This window comes from Sediminibacterium sp. (assembly GCF_019264485.1).
GTDB lineage: Bacteria > Bacteroidota > Bacteroidia > Chitinophagales > Chitinophagaceae > Sediminibacterium.
The window spans coordinates 763,541-775,212 of sequence record NZ_JAHVAA010000011.1; the positions used below are offsets into that span (position 1 = coordinate 763,541).

Sequence of the window (11,672 nt, forward strand, 5' to 3'; positions counted from 1 at the left end):
CCGAAAGTCCGGAAGTCGGAAAGACCGAAAGTGAGGAAGAAGGAGCTCTATTCTCTATAGATAATCAAAACACATAGGCAAACCTCCGTGTAACTCCGTGCCACACTCTGTGAAACTCTGTGGTAAAAAAAACCACAGAGTGACGCGGAGTAAAGCACGGAGTTACACAGAGGTGGTACTATTATTGTTTATATCCGACATCTGACATCCGCCATATCCTGTCTTTCTCCCGGACTTTCGGTCTTTCCGACTTTCGGACTCCCATACTACTTAACTTTACCCCTCTAAACGATAACCATGCCACACGAAGCTATTTCGGTATTTGATATGTTTAAAATAGGTGTAGGTCCATCCAGTTCTCATACACTCGGGCCATGGCGGGCAGCATTGCGTTGTGTAAACACCATCCGCAGTAAACACCAGTTAGAAGAAGTGGCATCTGTAACCGTATTACTCTATGGCTCACTCGCCAAAACGGGTAAAGGACATGGTACCGATATAGCCGTACTATTAGGTCTCGGTGGAGAAGATCCCGTAACCATTGATGTAAACAGTATTACACCCAAAATAAAAGAGATAGAAACAAAGCAGACCTTACTGCTCGATGGCAGAATAGCTATTCCTTTTCATTTTCCTGATAACCTGCAATTTCTTTTTAATGAAACACTGCCATTTCATCCGAATGGATTATCGTTTCTGGTGGCATTAAAGAATGGAGAACATTTTAGTGAAACCTATTACTCTATCGGTGGTGGATTTGTAGTGAAAGAAGGAGAAGACAAAAGTACACAACAGTCGGTTGATCTTCCATTCCCCGTTAACACAGCCGATGAACTTTTACACTGGTGTATGAAAACCGGTATGAATGTGAATGAAGTGGTGATGGAGAATGAAACAGCCTGGCGTTCAGAAACAGCTACCCGTGAAGGTGTAATCAGCATCTGGAATGCCATGCGTGAATGTACTTTCAGAGGATGTCATACCAAGGGAGAATTACCCGGTGGCTTACAGGTACGCCGCCGTGCATTTGATCTGAATAAAAAACTCATCGGCGATCGACCTTATACCGACTACCACTCATGGATCAACGCCATTCGTGCTGGCGGACATGATTTCAAATACATCCTCGACTGGGTAAGTTGTTTTGCACTGGCGGTGAACGAAGAGAACGCCTCATTTGGTAGGGTAGTAACAGCACCTACAAATGGCGCTGCGGGGGTTATTCCGGCCGTACTTCAATATTATATTACTTTTTGTGATGGGTTTGAGGAAGAAAAAATTATCCGCTTTTTGTTAACGGCCTCCGAACTGGGTAGCATCTTTAAAAAAGGAGCCACCATATCTGCAGCTATGGGAGGGTGTCAGGCAGAAATTGGTGTATCATCGGCCATGGCAGCAGCGGCATTAACAGAATCGCTGGGAGGTACACAACGACAAACACTGATGGCCGCAGAAATAGCCATGGAACACCACCTCGGTCTTACCTGCGACCCCATCGGCGGACTGGTACAAGTGCCCTGTATTGAACGCAATACCATGGGCGCCATTAAAGCCATTACAGCCTCGCAACTAGCTTTGCAGAGCTCACCCGACTATGCCAAAGTAAGCCTCGATAAAGTCATTAAAACCATGTGGGATACCGCCCTCGACATGAGCAGCAAATACAAAGAAACAGCCGACGGAGGATTAGCGATACATATTCCGATTAGTCTGCCGGAATGCTGAGAGGGAATGGTAGATGTCAGATATCAGATGTCAGATTTTTTTGCAATTCTCTGTTAAATCAAATCTGACATCTGATATCTGACATCTGCGATAAATGATTGTAGGAGTGATTTCTAAAATCGAAACTGTCAAATCATAATTCCCCTGCACATGCCGTAACTTTGCAAGAAATGCACCATGTTAAACCGAATTGTTATTCTGGGTGCGGGTTTTGCCGGGTTACAACTGGCACGCAGATTGAAAGGCTCTAACTTCGATATTACACTGATCGACCAGTATAATTTTCACCAATTCCAGCCACTTTTTTACCAGGTTGCTACAGGACGCTTAGAGCCAAGCTCAGTATCATTTCCTCTCCGTAAAGTATTTCAGAATAAAGCCAATGTACATGTTCGTATTGCGAATATTGAAAGGATAGACAAAACGGAAAAAACAGTGTACACCGATGCCGGTATTTTTGCTTACGACTATCTCGTGATTGCCACCGGATGCACCACCAATTATTTTGGCAACAAGAATATTGAACGCTATGCTTATCCGATGAAGTCAACCACAGAAGCCATTGCATTGCGTAATCGTATACTGCTCAATTTTGAAGCGGCCTTAGATGCTTCACCGGAAGAACTGGAAGGCATCATGAATATTGTAGTGGTAGGAGGTGGCCCTACGGGTGTTGAACTTTCGGGTTCACTGGCAGAGCTGAAAAGAAATATCCTGCCACGCGATTATCCCGATATGGATTTCTCCCGGCTCAATGTGTATTTACTCGAAGCAGGTCCGGCAACACTGGGGCCCATGAGTAAAATATCGCAACAGAAATCGCAGTCCTATCTTGAATCGATGGGAGTACAGGTGAAAGTAAATACGCAGGTAAAAGATTATGATGGAAAGAAAGTATTACTCGCCGATGGCAGCACTATTGCCAGCAATACACTTATCTGGGCCGCAGGTGTTACCGGTAATGTACCCAATGGTATTGATGCCTCATTACTCGTAAGAGGTAACAGAATTAAAACAGATGCATTCAACCGCATACCCGGTACCGACAATATTTTTGTATTAGGCGATATTGCCTATATGGAAACAGAACAGTTCCCGAAAGGGCATCCGCAACTGGCCAATGTAGCTATTGCACAGGCCAAAAACCTGGTACAGAATTTTAAACGGTTACAGAACGGAAAAACATTGTTGCCATTCAGCTATAAAAGTCCCGGCACCATGGCCACTGTAGGCAAAAGAAAAGCAGTAGTAGACTTACCCTTCATGAGTTTCCAGGGACGTTTTGCCTGGTTTGTATGGATGTTCCTGCACCTCATGCTGATACTGAGTGTAAAAAACAAACTCATCATCTTCATCAACTGGGCCGTCAGCTATTTTACCAACGATACGACGCTCCGTCTAATTCTGCTCCCCACCAAACACCAGGTTTATTTGTACAAAGAAGAACAAACGCCGATAGAGCAGAAGATACACCAGTTGTAATTTTTGATTTTTTGATCTTTGATTTGAAAAAGTAAAATCGAAAAATCAAAGATCAAAGATCAAAAAATCAAAAATCTGCCATCTGAAATCAGACATCCGACATCAGAAATTCCCCCGAGTAGTCCTTAATCTCATTATAAAGTGTTCCTCTTTCCACCGGTTGTCTATTCACTTGTTTAATGAGACGAACTAATTCTTCGGTACTCATGGTAGGTGTTTGTTCTTCACTACCTGCCATGGCGTAAATTTTGGTGGAGTCGTCGATGGTGCCGTCGATATCATTAACACCGAATGATAAAGTAAGTTGTGCATTCTGTCTTCCCAGCATGGGCCAGTAGGCTTTGAGGTGCGGGAAATTGTCCATGTACAAACGCGAAACGGCATACATACGCATATCTTCTACCACAGAAGATTCTGCAATATGACTCATATCATTCTCCTTATTGCGGAACTTGAGCGGAATAAAAGTGTTGAAGCCGCCGGTTTTGTCCTGCAACTGGCGCAGTCTGTCCATATGATCAATGCGGTGATGAAATTGTTCAATATGTCCGTAGAGTAAAGTGGCATTGCTGTGCATGCCTAAGTTGTGCGCGGTTTCGTGAATGAGTAACCAACCGTCAGCATCTACTTTATCTTCACAGATCTGTTTGCGGATATCGGGATGAAAAATTTCTGCACCACCGCCCGGTAAAGAATCAAGACCTGCTTCATGAGCCATACGCATACCTTCTTCCACAGAAACTTTGGCTTTGCGGAACATATAATCCAGTTCAACAGGCGTAAAACCTTTGATGTGTAAATCCGGACGATGCGCTTTGATGGTACGCAGGAGTTCGAGAAAGAAATCGAGGTTCATTTTGGGGTGAACACCACCTACAATATGCACTTCGGTAACGGGTTTACCGTCGTAGCTTTTAACGATATGCATCATCTGCTTAATACTCAGTTCCCAGCCTTCATCGCGGTGGGCATAGAGACGGGAGTAGGAGCAGAATTTGCAGGAGAACACACATACATTGGTGGGTTCAATATGAAAATTGCGGTTGAAATAGGTTTTGTTACCGTGTTTCTCTTCACGCACCCAGTTGGCGAGGGCACCGAGCCAGGAGAGCGAGCCTTTTTCGAAGAGCAAAACACCCTCATCAAAAGAAATACGTTCCTTATGTAGAATTTTTTCGCCTATCTTTTTTAACTGGACATCGGGCTGAGTAGCAACCAATACAAACGGGTCTGAAATTCGCGCGCTCATCTTCACTATTTAGGGTGCAAAAATACGATTAAAAATGTAGCTTCTGGTGATCAGCTACTAGCTACTAGCTTCTAGCTGCTAGAAGCTAGTAGCTGGCAGCTAGCAGCTTATGCTCCCAGTTCAACTTTTTTCTATAGATTCGTTGGTCACCCTGCAACAGCGGGCATTCATTCATAACTAACTGAGCTATGTCAATAAAACTAAGGCTGACGATTTTAAGTTTTTTGCAATTTTTTATATGGGGTGCATGGCTAACTACCCTGGGTTCATATGGGTTTGGTTTTAAAAACTGGACAGGCGGGCAGTTCGGGGCCGTATTCTCCACCCTGGGTCTGGGTTCACTCATTATGCCAGCCCTGGTGGGTATTATAGCCGACCGATGGATGAATGCCGAAAAACTCTATTCTATTCTACACATTTTATACGGCATCACACTATTTGCCCTGCCATTGATTGATGTGCCCGACACCTTCTTCTGGGTATTATTGGCGAGTATGTGTTTTTATATGCCCACCATCTCCTTATCCAATTCGCTCTCGTACCGTATTTTAATAGACAACCGGATGGATGTGGTAAAAGTATTTCCACCCATCCGAGTATGGGGAACCATTGGTTTTATTGCGGCCATGTGGCTCACCAACCTCATCAGCGATCCGAAATCGCCATGGGATGCCGGTAAGGCTTTTGGGGAACAGATAGCTTCTGTAACCGGACATGCCATCAACGCCAACCAGTTTTATATAGCGGGTGTATTTGCCATAGTGCTGGGTATTTATGCATGGTTCCTGCCCAAATGTGCGCCGGAAAACAAAGGAAAAGGAAAGGGCTCCTGGATCGATAACCTGGGTTTGCGCGCCTTTAAACTGCTGGGTAATTATAAAATGGCCATCTTCTTCCTGTTTTCTATGTTTTTGGGAGCCGCCCTGCAGCTAACCAATATGTATGGCGATACCTACCTGAAAGATTTCGAAAAAATAGAACAGTATAAGAACTCTTTTGTGGTGGAATATTCAACCATCATCATATCCATCTCGCAGATATCGGAAACACTGTTCATACTGGCCATACCCTTCTTTATGAAAAAGTTTGGCATTAAAAAAGTGATGCTGATATCCATGTTTGCCTGGGTATTAAGGTTTGGTCTGTTCTCCTTCGGAAACCCGGAAGGATTGCTTTGGATGATCATCCTCTCGAATATTGTGTACGGAATGGCTTTCGATTTCTTTAATATATCCGGATCGCTCTTTGTAGAAACCACCATAGAACCTGAAATACGTTCTTCGGCACAGGGATTATTTATGATGATGACCAACGGTTTTGGCGCCATCATGGGAAGCATACTGAGTGGCTGGATGATAGATAAGTATTACCTGCTACCCGATGGCAGTAAAGACTGGCCCGGCATCTGGATGGTCTTTGCCATCTACGCCCTCTTCATCGCCATCTTTTTTGGTATACTCTTCCGTCATAAGCACAATGCAGCAGATGTGGCGCATGCGGGGCATTAGGAGCTTCTAGCTGCTAGCTGCTAGAGCTTAGTTTAGAAATAACAATAAAAAAAGGAAACCAGCTATTTTACGGCCGGTTTCCTTTTTCATTTCTAGCAGCTGGCAGCTAGTAGCTAGAAGCCTGCTGCTTGCAGCTTATAAATGCGACTGAATCTTCTTATCCAGCACCGACTTAGGCACGGCACCAATTTGTTTGTCTACAATCTGACCACCTTTAATGAAAAGGATGGCAGGAATAGAAGTAATACCATAGTTAACACTGAGGTTAGGGTTATGGTCTACATTCACTTTACCTACATTTATTTTACCGTCATAATCTTTGGCCAGTTCTTCAATAACGGGTCCGATGGCGCGACAGGGTCCACACCATTCAGCCCAGAAATCTACTACGGTCAGTTTATCACTATCCAGCACGGTCGTCTGGAAATTCGCATCGGTTAATTCTAAAGCCATTGTTTTTATTTTTAGATGTTTAATTTTTGAGGAAAGTCCATAGTCGATGGTCCATAGTCCATAGTAAATAATCCTATTTTCCTTCTATGGACTATCGACCATGGTCCATAGTTCTCATTTCCTTCTATGGACTATGGACTATCAACCATGGACCAAAGAACAAATTTAAGCCCAAACCCCCTTCTCTGCCCCTTTGACTTTTCCACCACTGTTATTAATGACGTTAGGGCAGGAGAAACCTGACAGGGGGGCACAAATAAGGAATAGAGCTTGCCCTGAGCTTGTCGAAGGGAAACAAGAAATGGATGGGCTTGCAGGAATGAATAAAATGAGTAAATTTACTAATGTGTGAAATGGGCTTCGTAAATCTGCATGTATAGGGTGGATTGGCGAAAGTTGGTTTTGGCAATTTACAAGTTGGCAGCAATTAGACACAACATTTATATGGACGATAAATACATAGCAATTTTAGGCGGATTAGTAGGTTCATCATTCACTATTGTTGTGACAAAAGTTTTTGAATATTATCAGACTAGCCAACTGCACAAGCTTTCTTTAAAAAAAGAACTTTTTATTAGGAAGCTGAATGTATTTGAAAAAACTGTTTCTTATTTAACCATTGCCCACACCTCGATAACAAATATGGCGGTCTTGCTCAAAACCGCAATGAATGAGAACGTAACATTTACTGATGAACAGAGCAAGGACATTTTCGACAGGCTACAAAAAAATATTGACCAGGTGTATCAAGTAACGCAAGATATGGCAGGCTCGATTGACCTTTACATTGATTTAAAGCACGACCATAAAGAAGTCGAAGATACCCAACGATTTTGGGAATTGTTGGGAACAATTAACCAATTAGCTCACGATGTGAACTTTGGTTATGACTTGTTAAAAACTGCAACTACCGAGGATGATTATCGTAAGATGGAAATAGCAATAGACTTGAATGAAAAGGCGTTGGCGAAAAAAGTAGAAAATTTGGTAGACTTTAGTAATTCAATGAGACATAAATATTTAAGTATGACTTCATTGTTGAGAGAAGAATTGAAGTCTTATGAATAAACTGCTGCCAACATTTGGTTTTATGCAACTTTTTTCTTCTCAGGGTGTATATCACCAAAAGGAGTTCGTCAAAGAGTCTCCGAGGTACGAAGGACTCTTTGTGTTACATGGACAGGGTGTACGAATTATTTTGAAGCTTACTAATTCATTACTGAAGAATCGGGCAATGCAATTAATCAGTAACTTTCCCATGCGTGAGCGATCGCAGAGTCCTCTGCGAGAGAAATCTGCGCGGAACGTTCGAAAAAGTAGACCCTTCGGAGAAAAAAAACATCAATTAAGGACTTTTTAATTATACAATGGCAACCAAAATTTACAAGGCATTCATCGCTTCTCCAAGCGATACACAACACGAAAGAGACATTTGCGACAAGGTATTTTCAGAGATAAACTCGGGAATTGGATCAATATTCAATTTTAGGATAGAATCATTAAAATGGGAAAATAATGTCCGCCCAACAATTAAAGATAAAGACGGACAATCAGTCATTTTTGAGCAGATTGGAAATGAACATCAAATTTTCATTGGGATAATGAGTAAAAAATTTGGTAGCCCAACTCCAAGAGCAGGTTCAGGAACGGAAGAAGAATTTAATATCGCTATTGAGAGATATAAAACTAAGAAGGATATTGAAATTGTTTTTTATTTTAATGATGAGCCACCTAAGACCATGTCTGATATTAACCCCGAAGAATTGTTAAAAGTTTCAGCTTTCAAAAAGCAATTGCAGCCTTTAGGTATTTATGGAGTGTACAACGGAATTGCTGATTTTGAAGAAAAATTGAGAAAGCATTTTTCGAAATATTTTATTAGCATCTTTAAAGATCGTGGTGATGATTTAGATACACAGCAACTGATAAATAAAGAAGTTGTTAAGAAGATTTACAAAAAAAGATTTGATGATTCTTTAAAAGGATTTGATGAACAGCCTAAAGTATGGATAGAGCCTGTAATAAGCAGAACTAGTGAAATATCTCAAGATCCTGATGATAACTATCAACAGAGAGTGTTGATTGAAGAAGTTTTATTCTCTGATAAGTCATATTTTATCAACGCACCTTCGCAATTTGGACTTAGCACGTTAGGGCATTATTTGGTATTGGAAGCCTGGAATAATGATGAGCTATGGGTTTATATTGATAATGCTAAAATTAAGCCGCATAAAATTGAGAATGTTATTAAGGATGAGGTCGAATCGTTGGAGCAAAATATTAATGCTCTAAAATGCATTGTTTTTGATTCGTTTCTTATGAAAGACAAGGTCTCACACCGAAAATTGCAAAAGCTGATACAAGCCAATCCAACAATAAGAATTATAGTATTAAATACCGTTGATGAAACGCTGTACCTAAAGACTGACGATGAAACGGATAGTAGCGAAGTCAAAATTGAAAAGGAGTTTACACAATTGCATTTGATAGCGTTGCCAAGAAATCAAGTAAGAAGCATTGTTAAACAGTATAACGAACAAAAAAGAATAGAAGACGAAAATAAAGTGCTCAATAAAGTGATTTCTGAGCTAGAGTGTTTAAACTTACATAGAACACCTTATAATGTGCTTACTATTTTAAAAGTGTCAGAAAAATATTGGGACGAAAGCCCTGTGAATAGAACAAAAATGATCGAAATGATTCTGTTTGTTTTGTTTGATTTGGGAGAAATTCCAAGATATAAGACTAAGCCTGATTTAAAGGATTGCGAGTATGTGTTAGGAAAGTATTGTGAGTTAATGTTGCGAAGGGAGAACTATACCTTTTCAAAAGATGACTTTATTGCTGAGCTAAAGAAATTTTGCTTAGAAAAATACATTGATTTAGAAGTTGAGGTTGTGTTTGAGGTTTTAATTAATAATAATATCATCATTAGTGAATTGGAGAGATTTAAGTTCAAGTCTTCATTTTGGGTTTATTACTTTGCTGCAAAGAGAATGCATGTAGATGAAAGCTTTAAAAACTTTATTCTTGAAAAGAGAAAATATACAGTTTTTCCTGAAATAATAGAATTCTACACTGGAGTTGATAGAAATAGAAATGATGCTGTTGAGATTTTATTGAATGATATAAGAGCAACCAAACAAATGGTGGAAGAAAGATTAGGTATTAAAGGTAATATAAACCCGTTAAAACTAGCACAATGGAAGCCCAAAGAAGATGAATTAAGCAAGTTGCAAAAAGAAATTGCAGATAATGTTATTCCATCAAATCTTCCTGACTCTGTAAAAGATCAATTTTTAGATAAGTCATATAATCAGATACGTCCATATAATCAGTCCATACAGAATTTTTTTGAAGAATATCACCTTTATAATTTAATGGGACAAATTAGTGCAGCATCAACAGCATTAAGAAACAGCGACTATGCTAATCCTGAACTTAAGAAAAAACTTTTAAAAGAAATTTATGAGTCTTGGAATCAACTATCTAAAGTGTTGTTTGCCCTTTCTCCTGTAATGGCGTCTCAAAGGGAGGCAACATTTGGAGGTGCAACTTTTGAATTGCATGGTGATTTTGGAAGTACTTTTGAAATAAGACTAAATCGTATCATACAGGTATTGCCAACGAATGTAGTAGGATATTTTAAAGATGATTTATATTCCCCCAAAATTGCACCTCTGCTTTATGATAATTTTGAAAATGAAGAAAATGATCTTTTGAAACATCAACAAGCGTTGTTATTGATTTTTAAACGTCCGAACGGTTGGAAGAAGCAAATTGAAAATTATATTAATTCGACTAATAAAAATTCTTATTACCTTTTCGACATAGTTAATGCCCTCCGAGCTAGGTATAGATATGATTTTGCAAGTGCAGAGGAGCTTAACGATATGAAAATTCTAATCAAATTAGGAATAGCTAAGCATGAATTTGGAGGGGACAAGTCCAATTATATCACTAAGCTTTCAAAAATTGACAATAAGGTTATTCCTGATAGAGAATTTAATGGGGATGAGTAAGTTTTAAAATAGCGAAATGAGGTTTAGACAAAAGCTAGATTTCCCTTCCTTCTCCGAAGTGTGTACTTATTAAGCGAGAACTTCGGCGCATCGTCTCCTGAGGCACGAAGGGACGTTGCGTGTTACACAGCTAGGGTGTACGAATTACTTTAGAGCTTACTAATTCATTACTGAAGAATCGGGCAATACAATTAATCATTAACTTTCCTTTGTGGTAGTGTTCGTAGTGTTCTCTACGAGAAATAGCTGCGCGGAACGTTCAAAAAAGTAGACCCTTCGGAGAAAAAAGTCGGCAACAATACAAATTTATGCTACGAATCATTTTATGTTTATTGGTGGTTGTATGTAGTTCAAATCGAATAATACAAAAAACTGATGAACTGCCCGGGATAACCGAGATTAGAGAATATAAACTTGAAACAGTTGATACATTGGTGGATATTGGTTGTCAGGATGGGCTCTTTTCAAGAGAAATTGCTCGGTTTTATCCGAATGTATTCTTAGTGCTCGAAGATTTAGAATTTTTCACTTTATGTAATAAGAGCGGCAAGAAGTGTACTGATTATTTTACGCAAACTGAAATAAAAAAGACGTTCAGGGATTCAAGAAAATATCAAAATATTGAGAATAGGTACAGGTTTATCGCAGGTCGAATTGATTCAATTCCTTTGGCTACGTCTTCTTACAAAAGGGTTTTGTGTAGAAGGACAGTACATGAGTTTGAAAAAACCAAAAAAATGGTCAGTGAGCTTAAACGAATATTGAAAACGGATGGGATTCTTACAATCGTTGAGCCAGAACCGAACTATAAAAACCATATAGATGAATTTTGCAATAAAAAATACTTAACTAAAAATGAAGTACTTGAAATTTTTAAAGATTTTAAACTTTTGACCTTCAGGTCAATTCCGTATGGTAGTGATCGAATGAATATGTTTAACTTTAGTAAATAACTATTTTGTTCTCCGGATATTCTCCCTTTCCTTCTCCGCAGGGTCTTGTATTTAAGAAATGTTCGGCGCATCGTCTCCTGAGGCACGAAGGGACGTTGCGTGTTACACAGCCAGGGTGTACGAATTACTTTAGAGCTTATGTAGGCTCCCCTTATTTTAATGCCAGGATCAATTAGAGTTTTCTAAGTTATTAATTTTTCGATAATACTGTTCCGCATAGTTCAAAGGTGACAGATAACCGAGCGATTTGTGTGGTCGTTCAGTATTGTAATCTATCCTC

General features: G+C 39.9%; 9 protein-coding genes. 6 read left to right on the top strand and 3 right to left on the bottom strand.

Features of this window, described 5'->3' with window-relative positions; translation table 11 throughout:
• The first annotated feature begins 297 nt into the window (after positions 1-297).
• Positions 298-1,725, top strand: coding sequence for an L-serine ammonia-lyase (locus KXJ59_RS09555; RefSeq protein WP_295203801.1), 1,428 nt, complete (start codon positions 298-300; stop codon positions 1,723-1,725).
• A 177-nt stretch (positions 1,726-1,902) separates the two neighbouring features.
• Positions 1,903-3,207: an NAD(P)/FAD-dependent oxidoreductase gene (locus KXJ59_RS09560; protein WP_295203803.1), complete on the top strand. Its 1,305-nt coding sequence runs from the start codon at positions 1,903-1,905 to the stop codon at positions 3,205-3,207.
• 88 nt (positions 3,208-3,295) lie between these two features.
• Here KXJ59_RS09560 and mqnE read toward each other — a convergent pair whose 3' ends face one another.
• Positions 3,296-4,456, bottom strand: a complete 1,161-nt coding sequence (gene mqnE, locus KXJ59_RS09565; RefSeq protein WP_295203805.1) for an aminofutalosine synthase MqnE — start codon at positions 4,454-4,456, stop codon at positions 3,296-3,298.
• A 188-nt stretch (positions 4,457-4,644) separates the two neighbouring features.
• Here mqnE and KXJ59_RS09570 point away from each other — a divergent pair, with 188 nt between their 5' ends.
• Positions 4,645-5,964 carry a nucleoside permease gene (locus KXJ59_RS09570; RefSeq protein ID WP_295203807.1) on the top strand — a complete coding sequence of 440 codons (1,320 nt, stop codon included), beginning with the start codon at positions 4,645-4,647 and terminating at the stop codon, positions 5,962-5,964.
• 135 nt (positions 5,965-6,099) lie between these two features.
• Here KXJ59_RS09570 and trxA read toward each other — a convergent pair whose 3' ends face one another.
• Entirely contained in the window at positions 6,100-6,417 is a 318-nt protein-coding gene (trxA, locus tag KXJ59_RS09575; RefSeq protein WP_295203810.1) for a thioredoxin, read from the bottom strand.
• Between the two features lie 444 nt (positions 6,418-6,861).
• On the opposite strand from trxA, the gene KXJ59_RS09580 reads away from it, so the two are divergent.
• From KXJ59_RS09580 to KXJ59_RS09590, 3 genes are all read left to right on the top strand, one after another.
• Positions 6,862-7,485 carry a hypothetical protein gene (locus KXJ59_RS09580; RefSeq protein ID WP_295203813.1) on the top strand — a complete coding sequence of 208 codons (624 nt, stop codon included), beginning with the start codon at positions 6,862-6,864 and terminating at the stop codon, positions 7,483-7,485.
• A gap of 299 nt (positions 7,486-7,784) precedes the next feature.
• A complete protein-coding gene (locus KXJ59_RS09585) occupies positions 7,785-10,439 on the top strand; it encodes a hypothetical protein (RefSeq protein WP_295203815.1) in 2,655 nt (884 codons plus the stop codon).
• Positions 10,440-10,747: 308 nt separating this feature from the next.
• On the top strand, positions 10,748-11,392 hold the full coding sequence (locus tag KXJ59_RS09590; protein ID WP_295203816.1) for a methyltransferase domain-containing protein: 645 nt from the start codon (positions 10,748-10,750) through the stop codon (positions 11,390-11,392).
• A gap of 168 nt (positions 11,393-11,560) precedes the next feature.
• Here the strand turns inward: KXJ59_RS09590 and KXJ59_RS16005 are convergent.
• Positions 11,561-11,672: integrase core domain-containing protein (locus tag KXJ59_RS16005; protein ID WP_363265734.1), on the bottom strand; the 112-nt coding region annotated here is incomplete at its 5' end.